This window comes from Neobacillus jeddahensis (assembly GCF_000612625.1).
GTDB lineage: Bacteria > Bacillota > Bacilli > Bacillales > Cytobacillaceae > Neobacillus > Neobacillus jeddahensis.
Map to the genome: position 1 here is coordinate 47,072 of NZ_CCAS010000017.1, position 22,583 is coordinate 69,654.

The 22,583-nt window shown below is 40.6% G+C and carries 23 protein-coding genes and 2 other annotated features; all 23 genes read right to left on the reverse strand.

Features of this window, described 5'->3' with window-relative positions:
- Positions 1-37 precede the first annotated feature (37 nt).
- The gene (gene rpsG, locus TY15_RS10190) at positions 38-508 is read right to left on the reverse strand and encodes a 30S ribosomal protein S7 (protein WP_040203232.1); all 471 of its coding nucleotides are present in this window, start codon (positions 506-508) and stop codon (positions 38-40) included.
- 39 nt (positions 509-547) lie between these two features.
- On the reverse strand, positions 548-970 hold the full coding sequence (gene rpsL, locus TY15_RS10195) for a 30S ribosomal protein S12 (protein WP_026565517.1): 423 nt from the start codon (positions 968-970) through the stop codon (positions 548-550).
- 104 nt (positions 971-1,074) lie between these two features.
- Complete coding sequence (locus TY15_RS10200) at positions 1,075-1,323, reverse strand: 50S ribosomal protein L7ae-like protein (protein WP_040203226.1); 249 nt, start codon at positions 1,321-1,323, stop codon at positions 1,075-1,077.
- Between the two features lie 205 nt (positions 1,324-1,528).
- Positions 1,529-5,128 carry a DNA-directed RNA polymerase subunit beta' gene (gene rpoC / locus TY15_RS10205; RefSeq protein ID WP_040203225.1) on the reverse strand — a complete coding sequence of 1,200 codons (3,600 nt, stop codon included), beginning with the start codon at positions 5,126-5,128 and terminating at the stop codon, positions 1,529-1,531.
- A gap of 96 nt (positions 5,129-5,224) precedes the next feature.
- Positions 5,225-8,785, reverse strand: coding sequence for a DNA-directed RNA polymerase subunit beta (gene rpoB, locus TY15_RS10210; protein WP_040203223.1), 3,561 nt, complete (start codon positions 8,783-8,785; stop codon positions 5,225-5,227).
- 252 nt (positions 8,786-9,037) lie between these two features.
- On the reverse strand, positions 9,038-9,637 hold the full coding sequence (locus tag TY15_RS10215) for a class I SAM-dependent methyltransferase (protein ID WP_040203222.1): 600 nt from the start codon (positions 9,635-9,637) through the stop codon (positions 9,038-9,040).
- Positions 9,638-9,742: 105 nt separating this feature from the next.
- Positions 9,743-10,105 (reverse strand): 50S ribosomal protein L7/L12, encoded by a 363-nt coding sequence (gene rplL / locus TY15_RS10220; protein WP_040203220.1) that lies wholly within the window; start codon positions 10,103-10,105, stop codon positions 9,743-9,745.
- Between the two features lie 57 nt (positions 10,106-10,162).
- Entirely contained in the window at positions 10,163-10,663 is a 501-nt protein-coding gene (rplJ, locus tag TY15_RS10225; RefSeq protein ID WP_040203219.1) for a 50S ribosomal protein L10, read from the reverse strand.
- Positions 10,664-10,696: 33 nt separating this feature from the next.
- Positions 10,697-10,842 (reverse strand) — a sequence feature (ribosomal protein L10 leader region).
- A 54-nt stretch (positions 10,843-10,896) separates the two neighbouring features.
- Positions 10,897-11,595: a 50S ribosomal protein L1 gene (gene rplA, locus TY15_RS10230; RefSeq protein ID WP_040203218.1), complete on the reverse strand. Its 699-nt coding sequence runs from the start codon at positions 11,593-11,595 to the stop codon at positions 10,897-10,899.
- 171 nt (positions 11,596-11,766) lie between these two features.
- Complete coding sequence (gene rplK, locus TY15_RS10235) at positions 11,767-12,192, reverse strand: 50S ribosomal protein L11 (protein WP_007085303.1); 426 nt, start codon at positions 12,190-12,192, stop codon at positions 11,767-11,769.
- Between the two features lie 224 nt (positions 12,193-12,416).
- On the reverse strand, positions 12,417-12,950 hold the full coding sequence (gene nusG / locus TY15_RS10240) for a transcription termination/antitermination protein NusG (RefSeq protein WP_040203215.1): 534 nt from the start codon (positions 12,948-12,950) through the stop codon (positions 12,417-12,419).
- A 136-nt stretch (positions 12,951-13,086) separates the two neighbouring features.
- A complete protein-coding gene (gene secE, locus TY15_RS10245) occupies positions 13,087-13,269 on the reverse strand; it encodes a preprotein translocase subunit SecE (RefSeq protein WP_040203213.1) in 183 nt (60 codons plus the stop codon).
- Positions 13,270-13,320: 51 nt separating this feature from the next.
- Positions 13,321-13,467, reverse strand: coding sequence for a 50S ribosomal protein L33 (rpmG, locus tag TY15_RS23575; protein WP_074432798.1), 147 nt, complete (start codon positions 13,465-13,467; stop codon positions 13,321-13,323).
- A gap of 116 nt (positions 13,468-13,583) precedes the next feature.
- A complete protein-coding gene (gene sigH, locus TY15_RS10250) occupies positions 13,584-14,234 on the reverse strand; it encodes an RNA polymerase sporulation sigma factor SigH (protein WP_040203212.1) in 651 nt (216 codons plus the stop codon).
- A 70-nt stretch (positions 14,235-14,304) separates the two neighbouring features.
- Positions 14,305-14,814, reverse strand: coding sequence for an NYN domain-containing protein (locus TY15_RS10255; RefSeq protein ID WP_040203211.1), 510 nt, complete (start codon positions 14,812-14,814; stop codon positions 14,305-14,307).
- Positions 14,815-14,817: 3 nt separating this feature from the next.
- On the reverse strand, positions 14,818-15,561 hold the full coding sequence (gene rlmB / locus TY15_RS10260; RefSeq protein WP_040203209.1) for a 23S rRNA (guanosine(2251)-2'-O)-methyltransferase RlmB: 744 nt from the start codon (positions 15,559-15,561) through the stop codon (positions 14,818-14,820).
- Positions 15,558-15,983: a Mini-ribonuclease 3 gene (locus TY15_RS10265; protein WP_040203207.1), complete on the reverse strand. Its 426-nt coding sequence runs from the start codon at positions 15,981-15,983 to the stop codon at positions 15,558-15,560. Before TY15_RS10265 ends, rlmB begins: the two co-directional genes overlap by 4 nt.
- 3 nt (positions 15,984-15,986) lie before the next feature.
- Positions 15,987-17,384 (reverse strand): cysteine--tRNA ligase, encoded by a 1,398-nt coding sequence (gene cysS / locus TY15_RS10270; RefSeq protein WP_040203206.1) that lies wholly within the window; start codon positions 17,382-17,384, stop codon positions 15,987-15,989.
- Positions 17,365-18,039, reverse strand: coding sequence for a serine O-acetyltransferase (gene cysE / locus TY15_RS10275; RefSeq protein WP_040203205.1), 675 nt, complete (start codon positions 18,037-18,039; stop codon positions 17,365-17,367). Before cysE ends, cysS begins: the two co-directional genes overlap by 20 nt.
- Before the next feature lie 103 nt (positions 18,040-18,142).
- Positions 18,143-18,398 (reverse strand) — a binding site (T-box leader).
- A 96-nt stretch (positions 18,399-18,494) separates the two neighbouring features.
- Complete coding sequence (gltX, locus tag TY15_RS10280; RefSeq protein ID WP_040203203.1) at positions 18,495-19,952, reverse strand: glutamate--tRNA ligase; 1,458 nt, start codon at positions 19,950-19,952, stop codon at positions 18,495-18,497.
- A gap of 116 nt (positions 19,953-20,068) precedes the next feature.
- Positions 20,069-20,548 (reverse strand): 2-C-methyl-D-erythritol 2,4-cyclodiphosphate synthase, encoded by a 480-nt coding sequence (gene ispF, locus TY15_RS10285; protein ID WP_040203202.1) that lies wholly within the window; start codon positions 20,546-20,548, stop codon positions 20,069-20,071.
- Positions 20,548-21,240, reverse strand: a complete 693-nt coding sequence (gene ispD, locus TY15_RS10290; protein WP_040203201.1) for a 2-C-methyl-D-erythritol 4-phosphate cytidylyltransferase — start codon at positions 21,238-21,240, stop codon at positions 20,548-20,550. The genes ispF and ispD overlap by 1 nt, the downstream gene beginning before the upstream one ends.
- 121 nt (positions 21,241-21,361) lie before the next feature.
- The gene (locus TY15_RS10295; protein WP_040203199.1) at positions 21,362-22,450 is read right to left on the reverse strand and encodes a PIN/TRAM domain-containing protein; all 1,089 of its coding nucleotides are present in this window, start codon (positions 22,448-22,450) and stop codon (positions 21,362-21,364) included.
- Positions 22,451-22,583 lie beyond the last annotated feature (133 nt).

Sequence of the window (22,583 nt, forward strand, 5' to 3'; positions counted from 1 at the left end):
CCTTCCTAGTATGAAAGTTTTTATATTGAAGGTTAGATTACCAACGATAGTGAGCAAACGCTTTGTTTGCTTCTGCCATTTTGTGTGTATCTTCACGTTTCTTAACAGATGCACCAGTGTTATTAGCTGCATCCATGATTTCGTTAGCTAAACGCTCTTCCATCGTTTTTTCACCGCGAAGACGCGCATAGTTCACTAACCAACGAAGACCTAAAGTTGAACGGCGATCTGGACGCACCTCAACTGGAACTTGATAGTTAGCACCGCCAACACGACGAGCTCTAACTTCAAGTACAGGCATGATGTTCTTCATCGCTGCATCGAAGATTTCCATTGGCTCTTTGCCAGAACGTTCGCGAATTGTATCGAACGCAGAGTAAAGAATTTCTTGGGATTTACCTCTTTTACCGTCAACCATCATTTTGTTGATTAAACGAGTAACTAATTTAGAATTATAAAGCGGATCTGGTAATACGTCTCTTTTTGCTACAGGACCTTTACGTGGCATGTATTTTCCTCCTTTCAAAGAAGCTTCTATTTAGGTTGATTATTTCTTAGCTGCTTTTGGTCTCTTAGTACCATATTTAGAACGACCTTGCATACGGTTGTTAACACCAGCAGTATCAAGCGCTCCACGTACGATGTGATAACGTACCCCTGGTAAGTCCTTTACACGTCCTCCGCGAATAAGAACAACACTGTGCTCTTGAAGGTTGTGGCCGATACCAGGAATGTAAGCTGTTACCTCAATACCATTTGTCAAACGTACACGTGCATATTTACGTAACGCTGAGTTTGGTTTCTTTGGAGTCATTGTACCAACACGAGTACATACTCCACGTTTTTGAGGTGAAGATACATTTGTTTGTGATTTCTTGAAGCTGTTATAACCTTTGTTTAACGCAGGTGATTTTGACTTTTCCTCTTTTGATTGACGAGGCTTGCGCACTAATTGGTTAATAGTAGGCATGAATTTTTCCTCCCTTCGATTTTTTGTAAGCCCACACATCCAGGTGGTTCATTTTTTTGCAAAAACAAAGTTTTTGCAGACTACTCTATCTACAAAAACAGTTTTTAACGGATAATAGCAACAGTTGCCGCACCAACATCAATTCCACATGCTTTACCGAGTTTTTTCATCGAATCCACATGTAGGATCGGGACGTTTACCATTAAAGCTTCTTCAACGACTTTTGCTGTAACTTTTTGTTCAGCATCGTCTGCAACGACAAGCTCTATGACGTTTCCCTCTCTTAGTGCTTTCACTGTTTGTTTTGTTCCTATAACAAACTTATGTGCCTGCAATACTTTTTCATAAGACATAAATCATATCCTCCAAAGTATCAGGTGAATAGGAGCACCTTTGATATAGTATCATCTTACCAATTAGATGTCAACAGTAGTTTCTCTTTTTATTGCAAACAACTAAATGTAAGTTATTTCCTTTAAATAGGTACCTGCTGAAATGCAGGTACCATCTATAGGATGCTCAAGCGCTGATATTGAATCGTCGCTTGAGCATGTTTCATTAATCTACAGCAACTGTTTCTTCGGAAGTGGTATCGCGAAGAATCGGCTCTGCTTTTCGATAACGCTGCATACCAGTTCCCGCTGGAACAAGTTTCCCGATGATAACATTCTCTTTCAAGCCGAGTAATTCATCACGTTTACCTTTGATCGCTGCATCTGTAAGAACTCTTGTTGTTTCTTGAAACGATGCGGCAGATAGGAATGAATCCGTTTCAAGAGATGCTTTTGTAATACCAAGTAAGACTGGACGTCCTGTTGCAGGCAATTTACCTTCAAGTAATGCTTTTTCATTGGCATCCGTAAACTGGTGAATATCAAGAAGTGTACCTGGAAGTACCTCTGTTTCACCTGCATCGCTAACACGAATTTTGCGGAGCATTTGACGAACCATTACTTCGACGTGTTTATCGCCAATTTCAACCCCTTGCATGCGGTAAACTTTTTGTACTTCACGCAATAGGTATTCTTGTACAGATCTAACGTCTTTTACTTTAATTAATTCCTTCGGATCGATAGAACCTTCCGTTAATTCCTGACCACGGGCAACTTGATCGTTGATGGCCACTTTCACTCGAGCTGTATATGGGGCATTGTAAGTGCGTGATTCCACTTCGCCTTGTACGACGATTTCATGCTGGCGATCACGTCCTTCATTAATACCCACAACCACACCATCGATTTCTGAAATAACGGCTTGACCTTTAGGGTTACGCGCTTCAAAAATTTCTTGGATACGCGGTAAACCTTGTGTAATATCGTCTCCTGCTACACCGCCTGTATGGAATGTACGCATCGTTAACTGTGTACCTGGTTCACCGATGGATTGCGCAGCAATGATACCAACTGCTTCACCCACTTCAACCTCTTGACCAGTTGCCAAGTTACGTCCGTAACATTTCTTACATACACCATGACGAGTGTTACATGTAAAGGCAGAACGGATTTTTACAGTTTCAACGCCTGCACCAACAATGGTTTCAGCTAAATCTTCTGTAATGAGACCATTTTCAGGAACAAGAACTTCTCCTGTTTCAGGATGCTTGATCGCTTTGCGTGCATAGCGGCCAATTAAACGTTCATCCAATCCTTCTATAATCTCTGTACCGTCTTTTAAAGCACTAATTGTAAATCCACGATCAGTTCCACAGTCGTCCTCACGAACAATAACATCTTGCGCAACGTCAACAAGTCGACGTGTGAGGTATCCTGAGTCAGCTGTTTTAAGTGCAGTATCGGCAAGACCTTTACGGGCACCGTGTGTGGAGATAAAGTATTCTAAAACCGTTAATCCTTCACGGAAACTTGACTTGATTGGTAACTCAATGATCCGTCCAGCCGGGTTGGCCATCAGACCACGCATACCAGCAAGCTGTGTAAAGTTAGAGGCGTTACCACGGGCACCGGAATCACTCATCATAAAGATTGGATTTGTTTTATTCAAGGATTTCATTAGTTTCCCTTGAATGGTATCCTTGGCAGCACTCCAGATGGCGATAACACGATCATAACGCTCATCTTCCGTGATTAGACCACGTCTAAACTGCTTCATTACGTTATCTACTTTTTCTTGTGCTTCATGAAGAATTTGTTGTTTTTCAGGAAGTACGACGATGTCAGCCACACCAACAGTAATACCAGCTTTTGTTGAGTGTTTAAAGCCTAAATCCTTCATGCGATCAAGCATTTTCGACGTTTCAGTAATTTTGAAGCGTTTGAATACTTCTGCAATGATATTTCCAAGGATTTTCTTTTTAAACGGATCAATCAATGGCATTTCCTTGATTCGCGCTTTTACGTCTTCACCTTTTTCAACGAAATAATTCGCTGGTGTTTCAACTTCTAAATTATGTCTAGTTGGTTCATTGATATATGGGAAAGATTTAGGAAGAATCTCGTTAAAAATAAGTTTACCAACCGTAGTGATTAATAACTTATTGTTTTGTTCTTCAGTAAAGGTTTCATTTCCCAATGAACGAGCATGAACCGCAACACGTGTATGAAAATGAACATACCCATTTTGGTAAGCAAGGACAGCTTCACTTGTATCTTTAAATACCATTCCTTCACCAACTATTCCCTCACGTTCCAGGGTCAAGTAATAGTTACCTAATACCATATCCTGAGAAGGCGTAACAACTGGTTTACCATCTTTAGGGTTCAAAATATTTTGTGCAGCTAACATCAAGAGACGAGCTTCTGCTTGTGCTTCTGCTGAAAGTGGAACGTGAACAGCCATTTGGTCACCATCAAAGTCTGCGTTATAAGCAGTACATACAAGTGGATGTAAACGGATTGCTCGGCCTTCTACTAATGTTGGTTCAAACGCCTGAATTCCCAATCTATGCAATGTAGGGGCACGGTTTAATAGAACTGGATGCTCTCTGATAACATCTTCTAGTACATCCCAAACATCAGGTGAAACTCGTTCAATTTTCCGTTTAGCTGACTTAATGTTATGGGCCAGACCTTTTTCAACTAATTCCTTCATAACAAATGGTTTGAATAGCTCCAACGCCATTTCTTTTGGAAGACCACATTGATACATCTTAAGGTTTGGACCTACAACGATAACGGAACGACCAGAGTAGTCAACACGTTTACCTAGTAAGTTTTGACGGAAACGACCTTGTTTACCTTTAAGCATATGCGAAAGCGATTTTAACGGACGGTTACCAGGACCTGTAACAGGACGACCGCGACGGCCGTTATCGATTAAAGCATCAACTGCTTCTTGAAGCATACGCTTTTCGTTTTGAACGATAATGCTTGGTGCACCAAGATCCAATAAACGCTTTAAACGGTTATTACGGTTAATAACACGACGGTAAAGATCGTTTAAGTCAGATGTTGCAAATCTGCCTCCATCCAATTGAACCATTGGACGAAGTTCTGGAGGAATAACCGGAAGTACATCTAGAATCATCCAATCAGGCTCATTACCAGAACCACGGAATGCTTCTAATACTTCAAGGCGTTTGATCGCACGTGTGCGTCGTTGACCTTGTGCAGTTTTTAACTCCTCTTTTAACGCATCAACTTCCTTGTTTAGATCGATATCGGAAAGAAGCTTTTTAATGGCCTCTGCCCCCATCGCTGCTTGGAATTTATTGCCGTACTTTTCACGATAGGCACGATATTCCTTTTCAGATAAAAGTTGCTTCTTATCAAGTGCAGTATCACCTGATTCTGTTACAACATATGATGCGAAATAAATAACTTCCTCCAACGCACGTGGGGACATGTCTAAAACAAGACCCATACGGCTTGGAATACCTTTAAAGTACCAAATATGAGAAACAGGTGCTGCTAATTCGATGTGACCCATACGTTCACGACGAACCTTAGCACGCGTTACTTCAACTCCACAACGGTCACAAACGACACCCTTATAACGGACACGCTTGTATTTACCACAATGACATTCCCAATCCTTTGTTGGACCAAAAATTCGTTCACAGAATAAGCCGTCTTTTTCAGGCTTTAACGTACGATAATTAATGGTTTCAGGCTTCTTAACTTCTCCGAAAGACCATGAACGGATTTTATCCGGTGAAGCAAGACCAATTTTCATATACTCAAAATTATTAACGTCCAGCAAGGGGCCTACCTCCCTTTCGATCTCCAGGTTTTACCCTAATTGCTACATAAAGCCCTCAGCGCACGAATATTCGTGCGCTAAAAGCCAATGAATTCATTACTCCTTTGAACCTACTTTTTCTGATTCAAAGTTTTGTGCCTCAGGGACAATATTTAACGTATCGACTTGTTGTAAGTCGTCTTCATCTTCCATATCGCGCATTTCGATCTCTTCTTCATCACCAGATAAGATTTTAACATCCATACCAAGACTTTGAAGTTCTTTAATTAATACTTTGAATGATTCAGGAACACCTGGTTCCGGAACATTTTCACCCTTCACAATCGCTTCATACGTTTTCACACGACCAACAACATCATCGGATTTAACCGTAAGAATCTCTTGTAAGGTGTAAGCTGCACCGTAAGCTTCAAGTGCCCAAACTTCCATCTCACCAAAACGCTGTCCACCAAACTGAGCTTTACCGCCAAGTGGTTGTTGTGTAACAAGTGAGTATGGTCCAGTTGAACGAGCATGTAATTTATCGTCAACCATGTGAGCCAGTTTAATCATATACATGACACCAACTGATACACGGTTATCAAATGGTTCTCCAGAACGACCGTCATATAGAACCGTTTTTGCATCCCGATCCATACCGGCTTCTAGAATCGTTCCCCATACATCTTCTTCACGTGCACCATCAAATACAGGTGTTGCGACATGAATGCCAAGGTATCTTGCAGCCATACCTAAGTGTAACTCAAGTACCTGACCGATGTTCATACGGGATGGTACCCCTAATGGGTTAAGCATGATGTCAACTGGTGTACCATCTGGTAAGTAAGGCATATCTTCTTCCGGTAAAATCCGTGAGATAACCCCTTTGTTACCGTGACGTCCAGCCATCTTATCACCTTGGTGAATTTTACGTTTTTGAACGATATAAACACGGACAAGTTGGTTTACACCCGGTGGTAGTTCATCACCATCTTCACGATTGAAGACTTTTACGTCATGAACAATCCCGCCGCCACCATGTGGAACTCTTAGTGATGTATCACGAACTTCACGTGCTTTTTCACCAAAAATAGCATGTAAAAGACGTTCTTCTGCTGTTAATTCGGTCACGCCTTTTGGTGTAACTTTACCAACTAATAAGTCGCCATCTTTTACTTCCGCACCAGTTCGAATAATACCGCGCTCATCCAGGTTACGAAGAGCATCTTCCCCTACGTTTGGAATATCACGAGTAATTTCTTCTGGTCCGAGCTTTGTATCACGAGATTCTGATTCGTATTCTTCGATATGAATGGAAGTGTAAACATCATCTTTTACTAGACGTTCACTCATAATGATGGCATCTTCATAGTTATAACCATCCCATGTCATAAAGGCAACAAGAACGTTACGTCCTAATGCTAATTCACCAAGTTCCATTGAAGGACCATCAGCTAGAATTTCGCCTTTTTTCACCCGGTCTCCTACCGCAACGATTGGACGTTGATTGTAGCAAGTACCTTGGTTAGAACGAATGAATTTTAATAATCGATATTTTTTAAGATCGCCTTTTACGTCTTGGCCATCTACTTGTTTAATTTCACGAACCCATACTTCACGCGCTTCTACATGTTCAACAATACCATCATGCTTACAGATAACAGCTGCACCAGAGTCTTTCCCTGATACATATTCCATTCCTGTTCCAACTCTTGGCGCTTCTGGCTGCATAAGCGGCACGGCTTGACGCTGCATGTTCGCACCCATTAAGGCACGGTTAGAGTCATCATTTTCAAGGAAAGGAATACAAGCTGTCGCTGCGGACACTACTTGTTTTGGTGATACATCCATGTAGTCAATGCGGTCTCGGTTAACAACTGTGTTTTCCCCACGGAAACGAGCAACTACTTCATCATCAAGGAAGGAACCATCGTCTCCTAATCTTGAATTCGCTTGTGCTACTACATAGTTATCTTCTTCATCCGCTGTTAAGTAATCAATTCGGCTTGTTACTCTTCCTGTGTCAGGGTCAACACGACGATATGGTGTTTCGATAAATCCAAAACGATTTACCTTTGCATACGATGACAACGAGTTGATTAGCCCGATGTTCGGACCTTCTGGCGTTTCAATCGGACACATACGGCCATAGTGAGAGTAGTGAACGTCACGAACTTCCATCCCTGCACGTTCACGTGTTAAACCACCAGGTCCTAATGCAGATAGACGACGCTTGTGCGTTAATTCAGCAAGCGGGTTGGTTTGATCCATGAACTGTGACAATTGGGAGCTACCAAAGAATTCTTTGATTGACGCAATCACAGGACGAATATTGATCAATTGTTGTGGCGTGATCGTTGCTGTGTCTTGAATAGACATTCTTTCACGAACCACACGTTCCATACGGGATAACCCGATTCGGAATTGATTTTGTAGTAACTCCCCAACAGAACGAAGACGTCTGTTTCCTAAGTGGTCGATATCATCAGTATCGCCTACTCCATGTAATAAATTAAAGAAGTAGCTTATCGATGCTATGATATCAGCAGGAGTGATATTTTTAATTGGTTCTGCCACATAGGCATTCCCTAGTACATTAATCACTTTTTCATTTTCATCGCCAGGAGCATAGATTTTAATGTTCTGAAGAATGATTTCTTCATCAACAACGCCGCCAACTGGATTAGATGCTTTAAAGTTAACGTTTTTCTCTAGTGCAGGAATGATTCTGTCAAGGTTTCTCCGGTCTAGGACGGTTCCTTTTTCAGCAATAATTTCACCTGTCTCAGGGTCAGCAAGTGACTCTGCTAAACGTTGGTTGAATAAGCGATTTTTAATATGAAGCTTCTTATTAATCTTGTAACGACCTACATTTGCTAAATCATAGCGCTTAGGGTCAAAGAAACGTGATACTAATAAACTCTTTGCGTTATCAACGGTTGGTGGTTCACCCGGACGAAGACGCTCATAAATTTCTAGTAACGCTTTGTCAACACCTTCAGTGTTATCTTTTTCTAGTGTGTTGCGGATGTACTCGTTGTCGCCGATCAATTCAATAATTTCTTGATCAGAACCGAAGCCAAGTGCACGCAAAAGAACCGTAACGGGCAGTTTCCGAGTACGATCTATTCTCACATATACGACATCTTTGGCATCTGTTTCATACTCCAGCCAAGCGCCGCGGTTCGGAATTACAGTCGCTGTAAAACCTTTCTTTCCATTTTTATCAAGTTTTCCACTGAAGTAGACGCTCGGTGAACGAACTAATTGTGATACAATAACGCGTTCTGCCCCATTTATGACAAATGTACCTGTTTCTGTCATAAGCGGGAAATCACCCATAAATACATCTTGGTCTTTCACTTCACCAGTTTCTTTGTTCACAAGACGTACTTTTACACGTAATGGAGCAGAATATGTAACGTCCCGTTCTTTTGATTCTTCAACCGAATACTTTGGATCGCCAAGGCTGTAATCAATAAATTCCAGTGATAGGTTACCAGTAAAGTCTTCAATTGGTGAAATATCTTGAAACATTTCACGCAATCCCTCATCCAGAAACCATTGATATGAAGAGGTTTGGATTTCAATAAGATTTGGTAATTCTAAAACTTCACTGATTCGTGCGTAACTTCTTCGTTGGCGGTGTCGTCCATACTGAACTAGTTGACCTGTCAACTGATTCACCCCTCAAATCAAGCGTTATTTATTAAATCTATACATCTAACAAGAGAACAAAAGTCCATCCCATTAGACAAAAAGAAAAAGGGTTTTTTACTCAAAAACCACATTTTCACATTTTGATATTATTTTGTCATCATTTCCTTCTTATCCCATTTTTATACTTATGAATAAGCATTTTTTAGGAATAAATCGGAAATTATTATGATGGCATTTTATAATGCTATCACAACGACAAATACGAGTCAACTATTTTATTGCCCTAATGATAAAATAACCTTTGGATTTGTTGACCGTTTCAACTATGGAAAACAGTGTGTTTAATTTTTCTATTGCTGATGGTGCTCCTTGCTTCTTTTGGATCACGATCCATAACTCACCACTTGGAACAAGATGTTCAAAGCTTTGTTCAAAAATGTCGTGAACCGTCTTTTTCCCAGCCCTAATTGGTGGGTTTGTTAATATGGCAGCAAAATTATTTTGCTTAACACTTAACAATCGGTCGCTTTCATAAATATCAACATTTTCAATTCGGTTTTGGGAAGCATTTTCCTTCGCTAACTGGATTGCACGTTCATTGACATCCACCATGTGAACGATAGCATCTGGATGACCCTTCGCAATTGATAAGCCAATTGGTCCATAGCCACAGCCTACATCAAGAACATTCCCATTTACCTCTGGCATGACAAAAGACTCTATGAGTAAACGTGAGCCAAAATCTACTTCTCTTTTTGAAAATACACCATTATCTGTTTTAAAGCGAAACGAGTATTGCCGTAAGGTGTAATTCCAATATTTTGGATCACTTTCAACGTTTTGCGTTTGAGAATAGTAGTGTTCAGTCATTTAGACTCACCTCCGGAGAGTAGATATAGAAGATAGTAAGAGGTATCTAGTTTTTTAATTAAGCCAAAAAAAGCCCGCTATGCAGCGAGCTTTTTTATAGGTAAATTACTTAACTTCAACGTTAGCTCCAACTTCAGAAAGTTTAGCTTGAATTTCTTCAGCTTCTTCTTTAGAAACGCCTTCTTTGACAGCTTTTGGAGTGTTGTCAACAAGGTCTTTTGCTTCTTTAAGACCAAGGCCAGTGATTTCACGAACAACTTTAATAACTTTGATTTTTTGATCGCCAGCGCTAGCTAGGATTACATCAAATTCAGTTTGTTCTTCAACAGCAGCACCAGCAGCGCCGCCAACCATTGCTACAGGTGCAGCAGCAGTTACGCCAAATTCTTCTTCGATTGCTTTTACAAGATCGTTAAGTTCTAAAACAGTCATAGATTTAACTGCTTCAATGATTTGTTCTTTAGTCATGATTAAATTTCCTCCTTAGTTTTCGTTCAAATTTATTTGGTTTACGCTAAGCTTAGCTTACGCGCCTTGTTCTTCTTTTTGATCTGCCACAGCTTTTGCAGCAAGAGCAAGATTGCGAATTGGTGCTTGTAGTACGCTGAGTAACATAGAAAGTAAACCTTCGCGTGATGGTAGGTCAGCAAGAGCTTTGATATCTTCAGCTGTTGCTACATTTCCTTCGATCACACCCGCTTTAAGTTCAAGTGCCTCATGTTTTTTTGCAAAATCACTTAAGATTTTAGCTGGTGCTACTACATCTTCAGTACTGAACGCAATTGCGTTAGGACCTGTTAATGCAGTGTTTAAGCCAGAAAGCTCAACCGCATCAGCAGCACGGCGTGCCATTGAGTTTTTATAAACCTTGAATTCAACGCCTGCTTCGCGAAGTTGTTTACGAAGTTCAGTTACTTCACCTACTGTAAGACCACGGTAATCAACAACAACAGTCGATACACTAGTTTTTAACTTCTCAGCGATTTCGTCAACGATTTGTTTTTTTGCTTCGATTGCACTGCTCATCTTTACACCTCCTGTAGATTCTCTACATTTATACCAGGCAAGTAAATGCCTCCATATCAAATCAGACATGGAGGCAGCATATAACAGCTGAAACGATCAGCCGAATCTATTCGCTACACCTCGGCAGGATATTAAGCGAAAAACGCACCTGCTGTCTACAGTACAAATGTTTATTATATTAAACAACAAATTAAATTATATAAAATGCTGTTCAGAATGTCAATTGGTAATAATTACTTTACTAAAACAGAAGAAGGATCTACCTTTACTCCAGGACCCATTGTTGAAGCAACAGTTACGTTCTTCATGTAAGTACCCTTTGCAGCAGATGGCTTCACTTTTAACATTGTTTCAAAGATAGTGTTGAAGTTTTCAACAAGCTTTTCGTTTTCGAAAGATGCTTTACCGATTGGAACATGAATGTTACCAGACTTGTCAACACGGTATTCAACTTTACCAGCTTTGATTTCGTTAATCGCACGAGTTACATCAAATGTAACAGTACCTGTTTTAGGGTTTGGCATTAAACCTTTAGGTCCTAACACGCGACCAAGTTTACCAACTTCACCCATCATGTCAGGAGTTGCTACGATTACATCAAATTCAAACCAACCTTGTTGGATTTTGTTGATGTATTCTGAATCTCCTACATAATCAGCACCAGCTGCTTCTGCTTCTTTCACTTTTTCACCCTTAGCGAAAACTAAAACGCGTTGCGTTTTACCAGTTCCGTTTGGAAGCACTACTGCACCACGGATTTGTTGGTCAGCTTTCTTAGGGTCAACACCTAAACGGAATGCTACTTCTAGAGTTGCATCAAATTTAGTGAAGTTTGTTTTTTTAGCAAGATCAATTGCTTCTGCAATTGGGTATGCTTTTAGGCGATCTACAAGCTTAGAAGCTTCTAAATACTTTTTACCTTTTTTAGCCATTTTTATTTCCTCCTAGAATGTGGTTTTAGCGAATTATTCTCCCACGGCAAAAAGCGGTGGCGCCTTTCACAGGGGCTTATGACCCCGAGCTCATAGGCGCCGCAGTTTGCCCACGAATAAAGGTTGCGCAGAAACGCAACCCCACTCTTTCAACACGAACAGTTACATGAATTAGTCTTCGATGACGATACCCATGCTGCGTGCAGTACCTTCAACCATACGCATTGCTGCTTCAACGCTAGCTGCGTTAAGGTCAGGCATTTTTTGTTCCGCAATCTCGCGTACTGTATCACGCTTTACTGTTGCTACTTTATTACGGTTAGGTTCACCAGAACCTGACTGGATTCCAGCCGCTACTTTCAATAGAACAGCAGCAGGAGGAGTTTTCGTAATAAATGTAAATGAACGGTCTTCAAACACCGTGATTTCAACAGGAATGATTAATCCAGCTTGATCAGCTGTACGAGCGTTAAATTCTTTACAGAATCCCATGATGTTAACACCGGCTTGACCTAAAGCAGGACCAACTGGTGGCGCTGGGTTAGCTTTACCAGCAGGAATTTGTAATTTAACAACTTTAATTACTTTTTTAGCCACGAGACACACCTCCTTAAAGTCCGTGATGTGGTAATAGGGAACCTTTAGGACCCCTCCCACTCAACAATAGTCTTTATATTATATTCATAAAGAACTTCACAAAAGTCACGTCTCACAATGGAGACATACTGACCTATGAAATATTAACACTTTTTCAATACGATTTCAAGTTTTTTTACAATATCAAATAACTTTTATTTGTCTTCTCGTATCAATTGCGCTTTTTACAATTTTTCAATTTGAGTAAAATCAAGTTCTACCGGGGTATCGCGCCCAAACATATTAACAAGTACTTTAAGTTTTGCACGATCCTTGTCCATTTCTTCAATCGAACCTGTGAAGTTTGCGAACGGACCTTCCTTCACGCGTACGGTCTCGCTAATTTCATAATCAATATCCACACGTTTTTCTTCTACACCCATTCGTTTCAATAATCCAACTACCTCTTCAGGCAATAACGGGGTTGGCTTTGAACCAGAACCAGCTGAACCAACGAATCCGGTTACACCAGGAGTATTTCTCACAACATACCAAGAATCATCTGTCATCACAATTTCGACTAGGACATATCCAGGGAAAACCTTACGTTTTACTACCTTTTTCTTACCATTTTTGATTTCAGTTTCTTCTTCTTCAGGTACCACTACTCGGAAAATTTTATCTGCCATACCCATTGATTCAACGCGTTTTTCAAGGTTGGCCTTTACTTTATTTTCATAACCAGAGTAAGTATGAACCACATACCAATTCTTTTCCATTTAAGAGGACTAGACGTCCGTCCCTCCCTACATTGTTGTAGAAACTCTATTTTTTTCCAATCAAAAAACCCGTTTATACGGGCTTTTAGGTGAAATTCACTTTATTAATTTCCATTATACCATGAATGATTGCTTATTATTCAAGAATTAACCGAATCAATTTTGAAATACCTAAATCTAATACTGCAAAAAAGGCTGCAAAAAACACAACTGTCGACAAAACGGTAATGGTTGAACGTGTAAGTTCACGACGTTTTGGCCAACTAACCTTTCTCATTTCACGAAGTATATCACTAAAGAACTTTGTTATGCGTTGCATTTTTAGTAACCCCCAACTATCTTAAGTGGCAATGCTCTATCTCTAATTTATTTATTTTGTTTCCCGGTGGATGGTATGGTTTGCACACGTTTTACAATACTTTTTCAATTCTAAACGAACTGTTTGGGTATCTTTACTGATTGTCGAATAGTTTCGAGAACCACAATCAGCACACGCTAAAATCACTTTTTTGCTCATATTCGACACCTTTAGTGACTTTCTAAATTTATTACTAAAAATGTAACATGAGCCCTTTTTATTGTCAATAACAGCAAGGATAGTGTAACCATATCGGCAAATCTTATTTGCTAAATCTACAGGGAAAATTCGCGGATTTCTAAATAACGCTCAAGCTTTCTTTTCACGCGCTGCAGGGCATTATCAATCGATTTAACATGGCGATTAAGCTCCTCAGAAATCTCTTGATAGGATTGACCATCAAGGTAAAGTGCCAAAACTTTCCTTTCTAAATCGCTTAATAATTCAGTCATTTTAACTTCAATATGGTCATATTCTTCTTGATTGATAATTAACTCTTCTGGATCTAGTACTTTCGCACCTGACAGAACATCCATCAATGTCCGGTCTGATTCTTCGTCATAAATCGGCTTGTCTAACGATACATAGGAATTTAAAGGAATATGTTTTTGCCGTGTGGCCGTCTTAATTGCTGTAATAATTTGGCGAGTGATGCAAAGCTCCGCAAACGCTTTAAAGGATGTCAGCTTGTCCTCTCGAAAGTCACGAATGGCCTTGTAGAGACCAATCATTCCTTCTTGCACAATATCTTCTTTATCAGCTCCAATTAAAAAATAGGATCTTGCTTTTGCACGCACAAAATTACGATACTTGTGGATTAAATAATCTAATGCCTCACTATTTCCTTGGTGTACCAAATCAACAATTCCCTCGTCTTCCAACGATAAAAACTGCTCGTTGACCTTTGTCCCGAAGTCCGTACTCAAAGTAGATCCCCTCCACCGAACATGCATAGATATTTTTAGTATACAGTAGAAATTTTTTGAAGTCGAGCGCTCATTTCTCCCCCCGGCGCCATTTTTCGAAAATTTCTGCCATCTCGTCGCTAATCGGTATTTTGGAAACAGGTTTTTTCTCTTGAATCTTCCTGACTTTCTTTTCGATCCCTTTTTCAATCGTAGACATTTCAAAAAGCAGTTCCCGAGCAGATTTTCGTAAGGCGCCTTGTCCAAAAATCGCCCACTGCTCCGTAAAGTCTGAGGTGGCCACATGAATTTGTGTAGTTCGATTATTTAGACTGATGGCCATTTTTTCAATCCGCTCATCTGCTGTTTCATTTTCTTTTGTAAAGATGACTTCGACCTTATGGTTTTTATATTTTTTCTCCGTCCCTTGCACATAAAAGGCATCGAACACGACAATGACTCGGTATCCTGAAAATGCTTGGTATTCTGCCATTCTTTCGACGAGACGATCCCTTGCTGCGGGTAGATCCCGATCCTTTAACACTCTTAGCTCAGGCCAAGCACCAATAATGTTGTAACCGTCCACAAGCAGGATATCCATCGGCTACCTCTCAAGCGGGTGTCGTTTTCGATATACCTCGTACATGAGTAAGGATGCCGCAACAGAAGCATTTAACGAGGTCACTTTTCCGACCATCGGCAAATGAATAAGAAAATCACATTTATCGCGGATTAATCGCCCCATTCCTTTACCTTCACTACCGATCACTAAGCCAAGCGGAAGCGTACCATCCATTTGACGGTAATCATCCTTCCCTTTGGCGTCAGTTCCGGTGATCCAAACGCCCCGTTCCTTTAATTCTTCAATGGTACGTGCCATGTTGGTTACCCGAACAACTGGGATATATTCAATCGCGCCTGTCGAGGCCTTAGCCACTGTTGCCGTTAATCCTACCGCCCTCCGCTTCGGAATAATAATGCCATGTGCGCCAACAGCATCCGCCGTCCTCATAATCGATCCCAAATTATGCGGATCCTCAATTTCATCTAATAACAAAAAGAAAGGTGCTTCGTCTTTTTTCTCAGCTGCCGCAAACAAATCATCCAGTTCAGCATACTGATAGGCAGCCACATAGGCTAAAACCCCTTGATGATTTTCCTCTGAGATTTGGTCAATTTTTTTCTTAGGTACGAATTGGACAAGGACATTCGCTTCTTTTGCTAACTGTGTAATTTGCTGCATTTGACCGCGCTGAGAGCCTTCGGCAATCAATATTTTATTAATATCTCGTTCTGATTTAAGAGCTTCGATTACTGGGTTTTTCCCAACGATGTATTCTTGCGTCATACTGACATTCCTCCTTTCTGTTCCTCTACAAACTGAAGTGCCTTTTCGATTAACTCTTCTAAACGTTCAATTTTGCCTTCTAAAAATAAATAGCCCATTAACGCCTCAAACGCTGTACTGTAGCGATACGTTTGGACATCTGTATTTTTTGGAACGGTCCCTGATTTAGCATTCCTACCGCGCATAACCACTGCTAATTCTTCGTCACTTAACAGCTGCTCATCCCTCATTTGAAAAAGAATGCGGCTTTGTGCCTTTGCCGAGACGTACTTGGTTGCTAACCGGTGTAATTGATTTGGTCTTACTTTTCCACTATACAGGAGGTGCCGTCTTACGTAGGTTTCAAAGACCGCATCCCCCATATAGGCAAGGGCAAGACTGTTCAATTGTTTAGCATCAACGTTATTCTCATAATCAAGCATGAATTAGCCTCTTTTCCACCTTGTACCTTGTGGTGTATCTTCTAAAATAATATTCATTTCCTTAAGCTGATCTCTAATTTGGTCAGACAAAGCAAAATTGCGATCCTTGCGGGCTTGGTTTCGTTTCTCGATCAGCGCATCAATTTCCTTGTCTAACATGTCTTCGCTCTCAAGTGTTAACCCTAGCACTCGGAATAACCCATCAAACTGGTTTGTAAAGGCATCAATAACTTCCACAGCAGTGTTTTTCTCGAGCAGATAATAATTGGCCAGCTTGGAAAGATCAAATAAAACCGAAATAGCTAGTGCCGTATTAAAGTCATCATCCATTGCTTCAATAAATTGGTCCTGTATGGCGGAAATCTTATCAAGCCAGTCTTGATTATCGCTCGTCAGATCTGTACTAGCTTCTTTGCGATGTTTTAAATTTTGATAGGAAGTGGTAATGCGTTCAAAGGCTGACCTTGTACTCTCCAACAATTCTTCACTATAATTAATAGGATTACGATAATGAACGGACAACATAAAAAATCGTAATACTTGCGGATTATGTCTTGTAATAATGTCATGAACAAGGACGAAATTTCCTAGTGATTTTGACATTTTTTCATTATCAATATTAATATAGCCATTATGCATCCAATAACGAGAAAATAGCTTTCCTGACAAGGCTTCCGATTGGGCAATTTCATTCTCATGATGTGGGAAGGTTAAATCCTGTCCACCAGCATGGATATCAATCGTTTCACCTAGATACTTCTTCGCCATCGCAGAGCATTCAATATGCCAGCCTGGCCGGCCGAGTCCCCAAGGACTTTCCCAGTATATTTCGCCTTCTTTCGCGGCTTTCCAAAGAGCAAAATCCAAATCATCTTCTTTCTTATCACCCACTTCAATCCTCGCCCCCACCTGGAGGTCATCAATCGATTGGTGCGAAAGCTTCCCATAACTATCAAAGCTTCTTGTTCGGAAGTAGACATCGCCTTCTGATTCATAGGCAAAGCCTTTTTCAACTAACTGCGCAATAAACTCAATGATAATGTCCATATTTTCCATTACACGTGGATGGACATCCGCCTTTTGGCAGCCTAATGCCGTCACATCTTCGTAGTAGGCATTAATAAAACGATCAGCAATTGTCGGAACATCTTCCCCCAACTGATTTGCCGCACGGATCAACTTATCGTCCACATCGGTAAAGTTGGACACATACTTTACCTCGTAGCCACGATATTCCAAGTAACGGCGGACGGTATCAAATACGATTGCCGGACGGGCATTCCCAATATGAATATAGTTATAGACCGTAGGGCCGCACACATACATTTTTACTTTTCCTTCTTCGAGCGGAACAAATTCTTCCTTTTTACGTGTAAGTGTATTATAAATTTGAATGGCCATTGACTTTAATCCTTTCCTCTTTTAATTCTTCTAGTTCTTGCCTTAATTGACTGACTTCATTCTGCATTTCTTTTAAACGATCGGCAACCGGATCAGGGAGATCACAATGATTGAGATCCTTCGCTTTACTGATTCGGATGCCGTCCTGAATTACAACTCTGCCTGGAATACCCACTACGGTCGAGTTAGGCGGTACTTCCTTTAAAACAACTGAACCGCCGCCAATCTTGGAATTTTCTCCGATCGTAATCGAACCTAGTACTTTTGCCCCCGTAGCAATTAACACATTATCTTTGATGGTTGGATGACGTTTTCCTTTTTCTTTCCCTGTCCCGCCTAGTGTAACGCCTTGATAGATCGTGACATTATCTCCAATTTCACAGGTTTCCCCAATAACAACCCCCATGCCATGGTCAATAAAAAATCTCCTGCCTATTTTTGCCCCAGGATGGATTTCAATTCCCGTGAAAAAACGGCTTGCTTGCGAAATGACGCGTGCGAGGAAAAATAATTTACGATTAAAGAAAGCGTGCGCCACTCGATGCGCCCAAATTGCATGTAAGCCAGAATACGTTAAGATGACTTCTAGATAGCTTCTTGCTGCAGGATCCTGTTCAAAAACTACCTCAACATCCTCCCTAAACTTTTTGAACATCGCCATTCCCCCCTTGTTTTATACAAAGCCTATAAAGTGTTTCATCTACTTCCTTGTGGCGCGAGCCCCTTTAAAATCCATAAAAAAACGCCTCTGTCATGACGACAGAGACGCTAATGCGTGGTTCCACTCTGATTAGACTCATTCCTTCTCGGACAAAGTCCTTGTGCCGGAAGGGAAAAAAGTCTCACTCTAACCTGGTAACGGAAGGTTCCGCCCAAATCTACTTGAAGTTGACTTCTTTCGATAAGGGGCTCAGAGGTGCATTTCAAATCAGGAGAGGCTTAAACCACTTTCAGCCGATGATGGTTTTCTCTTTCAAGCATCCTTTTTTTACTTTTCCTCTTCTACGCTTTAAATGATTCGCATAATAAGGGTACTGTCTAGCTTAAAGGCACTAAACAACGTTTCCGTTTTTCTTATTTCTTTTACTATATTACATTTTTGCATGAATGTTAACTAATAATTTTTTGAATTCGCTTTTGAGCCTTTTCTTTCCCTAAAAGTTCAATTGCCTGTGGCAAGTCTGGCCCATGGGTTTGCCCTGTTACAGCTGCCCGAATTGGCATAAAGAGGTTTTTTCCTTTTTGACCTGTCGACTTTTGAACAGCCTTCATCGCTGCCTTTATTCCATCCGCTTGAAAGCTGTCCAATTGGTCAAGCTCTTGCGAAAAAGCGGCCAATACGGTTGGGACCGTTTCTCCTGCTAAAACTTCCTTCGCATCTTCTTCATATACAGCATCTTCTTGGAAGAACATATCCGATAATTCCACGATTTCTGCGCCAAAGCTCAATTTTTCTTGTAAAAGCGCAATTAAGCTGCGCGCCCATTGATGCTGTTCATCACTCATTGTTTCGCTTAATCGTCCTGCTTTTATTAAGTGTGGGAGAGCAACCTCCACAACACGTTCAAGCTCTACTTTTTTCATGTATTGGTTATTCATCCATGTCAGCTTTTGCTTATCGAATAAGGCAGGTGATTTGGATAAGCGGTTAGCATCGAAGATTTCAATAAACTCTTCCTTAGAATATAGCTCTTCTTCACCCGCCGGCGACCAGCCAAGCAAGGTAATAAAATTGAAGAGTGCCTCTGGAAGAAATCCTAATTCCTCATATTGTTCAATGAACTGAATAATCGATTCATCTCGTTTACTTAATTTTTTACGGCTTTCATTAACAATCAGGGTCATATGACCAAAAATCGGTGGCTCCCAGCCTAATGCTTCATACACCATTAATTGTTTAGGTGTGTTGGAAATATGGTCATCACCACGAAGGACATGAGAGATTTTCATTAAATAATCATCAATCGTTACCGCAAAGTTATAGGTTGGCGTACCATCTTTTTTGATAATGACCCAATCGCCCATTCCCTCTGATTCAAATGATACCGTGCCCTTTACCATATCATCAAATGTATAAGTCTTCCCTTCCGGAACGGCTATACGAATGCTTGGTTGACGGCCTTCATTTTCATATTGGCGCCGTTGTTCATCTGTTAAATGACGGCATTTTCCGGAATAGTGCGGCGTTTCACCACGTTCTGTTTGGGCTTCACGCTCTGCTTCGATTTCTTCCTCTGTACAATAGCATTTATAAGCATGACCGTTTGCTAATAATTGTTTATAGTACGTTTCATAAATATCATTGCGCTCTGATTGACGATATGGACCGTATTCGCCCTCGCGATCGACACTTTCATCCCAATCCATTCCAAGCCATTTCAAATATTTTAACTGACTTTCTTCTCCACCTGCGATATTCCGTTTTTTATCTGTATCTTCAATACGGATAATAAACTTACCGCCTTGATTACGAGCAAATAGGTAATTGAAGAGCGCGGTACGGGCGTTTCCAATATGTAAATGTCCCGTTGGACTTGGAGCATATCTTACTCGAACTTCGTTTGACATAATAATAATGCCTCCATTCAAAAATGTGTAAGCCCCTAGACACTGGAGCTAGACATTTTCTAAGTTAAAATTTTATACTTGATTTATTTTACCACTGTCGATTTTACGATTAAAGTCTAATTCCTCTTTTTCAGCAAAACAACTACCTGGGAGGCAATCCCCTCGCCCCTGCCGGTAAAGCCCAGTTTTTCCGTCGTAGTGGCCTTTACATTTACTTGATCGGATGTTGCTTCTAGTAACTCAGCAATTCGTGAACGCATTTGTTCAATATACGGGGCCATTTTCGGTTTCTGGGCAATAATGGTACAATCCACATTAACAAGCTCGTACCCTTTATCCTTCACCAATTGCCATACATGCTTCATCAGCTTAGCTGAGTCGGCATCTTTAAAACTGGGATCTGTATCGGGAAAATGTCTACCGATGTCCCCTTCGCCAATTGCACCAAGACAGGCATCAGCAACAGTATGTAATAGCACATCGGCATCAGAGTGCCCCAATAGACCTTTTTCATAAGGGATGGTAATTCCGCCAATAATCAGCGGACGTCCTTCCGTTAATTGATGAACATCAAAACCTTGACCAATTCGAAACATCAGCAAAACTCCTTTTCTCTCTTTTTCATTATCGCCTCAGCAAAGTATAAATCCTCAGGTGTGGTCAGTTTGATATTATCGTAATCACCTTCTACCACTGCAATCGGATGGTCTAAACGCTCCACTAAACTAGCATCATCCGTCCCAAGGAATTCTTCTCTTTCTGCTCTCTCATAGGCCTCCTTCAATAAGGAAACGCGAAAAGCTTGTGGGGTTTGTACAGCCCACAAGCTTGAACGTTCGACCGTTTCCACTACCCCACCGTTTTGGACCTTTTTCATGGTGTCTTTGGCTGGAACGCCAATAATAGCAGCACCCGTTTCCTCTGCCTTCTCTGTTAAACGGTGGATATGCCCTTTCCGAATAAAGGGACGGGCTGCGTCATGAACAAGAATAATTCCATTGGTTTTCACAGTTTTAAGGGCATTAAAAATGCTATGCTGTCGTTCTTCCCCACCTGGTACTAAATTGATGACCTTCGTGACGCGATATTTTTTTAGCAATGCTTTGAATTCCTCATCATCCTGTGGATGAGTGGCTAAAATAATGCCATCGCAAGCCTCATCTTCTTCAAAAACCCTTAATGTATGGATTAGTACTGGCATTCCATTCAGTTCTAATAAAAGCTTATTTTTCCCCGCTCGCATTCTTTTTCCCCGGCCAGCCGCCGGAAGAATGACTTGGTAAGTCATAAAAAAACCCCTATCTGTCTATCTTCAAGCACCTGAGCATGGCGCTTTTGGCTTTTCTCTTAATCAAACTCCAGCGCCATGCTCAGATTCGAGAAGCTGACTAGGCGCTGCTACTTTTATGTTATAGTGCTTTTTCTAATAACTTTGGCTTGGCAAAAATCATCCGGCCTGCAGAGGTCTGGAGAACACTTGTTACTAGCACTTCAATTCGCTTACCAATATATTCTCTGCCCTCTTCGACCACAATCATGGTCCCATCATCTAAATAGGCAACACCTTGATTGTATTCTTTTCCGTCCTTGATTACTTGAACAGTTAATTCTTCCCCGGGAAGAACCACTGGCTTCACTGCATTTGCTAAATCATTGATATTCAAAACAGAGACATTCTGTAGTTCACATACTTTATTTAAGTTAAAATCATTGGTGACGAGAATACCATTTGTTAATTTCGCTAGTTTCACGAGCTTCGAATCCACTTCGCTAATTTCTTCAAAGTCTCCCTCATAAATTTCCACCTTTATTGAGAGTTCCTTTTGAATCCGGTTTAATATATCCAAGCCTCTACGGCCACGGTTTCGTTTTAAAACATCAGAGGAATCAGCGATATGTTGTAGTTCCTCAAGAACAAACTGTGGAATCACAATCGTTCCTTCTAAAAACCCCGTCTGACAAATATCAGCCACACGGCCATCAATAATGACACTCGTATCTAATATTTTCAAAGCTTTACCGGCTGCTTTATCTGCTTCTTCATCTCCGGACTTTTTCTTATTGCTGCGATTGCCAAATAGACTTAGTAACTCATCTCTCTTTTTAAACCCTACCTGAAAGCCAAGATAGCCAAACAAGAGAGTCAGTAAGATAGGGACGACCTCATTTAATATTGGTACTTGTACCGCATTAAAGGCGAAGCCAATTAAAAAGGCCACAATCAAACCAAAAATTAATCCAACACTACCAAAAAGCACATCCGTTACAGGAATTTTCACTAAAGAATCTTCAGTCCATTTAATAAAATCATAGACGTAATCTACTGCCCAAAAGGTAATAAGATAAAAAATAATAGCACCTAAAATAGCAGTAACATATGAATTATTAATTAGTGGAATGTCATTGATATGAATGAGAACGAGTAATTCCGGTAATAACAAGATCCCAAGCGTACCGCCTATAATGAGGAAGCATGCTTGCACTATTCGTTTTAACATTCCTTCACCTCCTCTAATTCATTATAAACATATTCCTGAAATTGAAACCTTGATTTGTTGATTATTTTTCTAAAATGTAATCGATTTGACATAAAAGAGATGATGTAAAAATCTTACTCTTCATAGGGTAGCA

Coding starts and splice junctions, on each gene's coding strand:
- rpsG (WP_040203232.1), bottom strand. CDS start 508: ATGCCACGTAAAGGTCCTGTAGCAAAAAGAGACGTATTACCAGATCCG.
- rpsL (WP_026565517.1), bottom strand. CDS start 970: ATGCCTACTATTAACCAATTAGTGCGCAAGCCTCGTCAATCAAAAGAG.
- TY15_RS10200 (WP_040203226.1), bottom strand. CDS start 1,323: ATGTCTTATGAAAAAGTATTGCAGGCACATAAGTTTGTTATAGGAACA.
- TY15_RS10215 (WP_040203222.1), bottom strand. CDS start 9,637: ATGACTGAACACTACTATTCTCAAACGCAAAACGTTGAAAGTGATCCA.
- rplL (WP_040203220.1), bottom strand. CDS start 10,105: ATGACTAAAGAACAAATCATTGAAGCAGTTAAATCTATGACTGTTTTA.
- rplJ (WP_040203219.1), bottom strand. CDS start 10,663: ATGAGCAGTGCAATCGAAGCAAAAAAACAAATCGTTGACGAAATCGCT.
- rplA (WP_040203218.1), bottom strand. CDS start 11,595: ATGGCTAAAAAAGGTAAAAAGTATTTAGAAGCTTCTAAGCTTGTAGAT.
- nusG (WP_040203215.1), bottom strand. CDS start 12,950: ATGGAAAAGAATTGGTATGTGGTTCATACTTACTCTGGTTATGAAAAT.
- secE (WP_040203213.1), bottom strand. CDS start 13,269: ATGCAACGCATAACAAAGTTCTTTAGTGATATACTTCGTGAAATGAGA.
- rpmG (WP_074432798.1), bottom strand. CDS start 13,467: ATGAGCAAAAAAGTGATTTTAGCGTGTGCTGATTGTGGTTCTCGAAAC.
- TY15_RS10255 (WP_040203211.1), bottom strand. CDS start 14,814: ATGGATATCCTGCTTGTGGACGGTTACAACATTATTGGTGCTTGGCCT.
- rlmB (WP_040203209.1), bottom strand. CDS start 15,561: ATGACGCAAGAATACATCGTTGGGAAAAACCCAGTAATCGAAGCTCTT.
- TY15_RS10265 (WP_040203207.1), bottom strand. CDS start 15,983: ATGCTTGATTATGAGAATAACGTTGATGCTAAACAATTGAACAGTCTT.
- cysS (WP_040203206.1), bottom strand. CDS start 17,384: ATGGCCATTCAAATTTATAATACACTTACACGTAAAAAGGAAGAATTT.
- cysE (WP_040203205.1), bottom strand. CDS start 18,039: ATGTTCAAAAAGTTTAGGGAGGATGTTGAGGTAGTTTTTGAACAGGAT.
- gltX (WP_040203203.1), bottom strand. CDS start 19,952: ATGTCAAACGAAGTTCGAGTAAGATATGCTCCAAGTCCAACGGGACAT.
- ispF (WP_040203202.1), bottom strand. CDS start 20,548: ATGTTTCGAATTGGTCAAGGTTTTGATGTTCATCAATTAACGGAAGGA.
- ispD (WP_040203201.1), bottom strand. CDS start 21,240: ATGACTTACCAAGTCATTCTTCCGGCGGCTGGCCGGGGAAAAAGAATG.
- TY15_RS10295 (WP_040203199.1), bottom strand. CDS start 22,450: ATGTTAAAACGAATAGTGCAAGCATGCTTCCTCATTATAGGCGGTACG.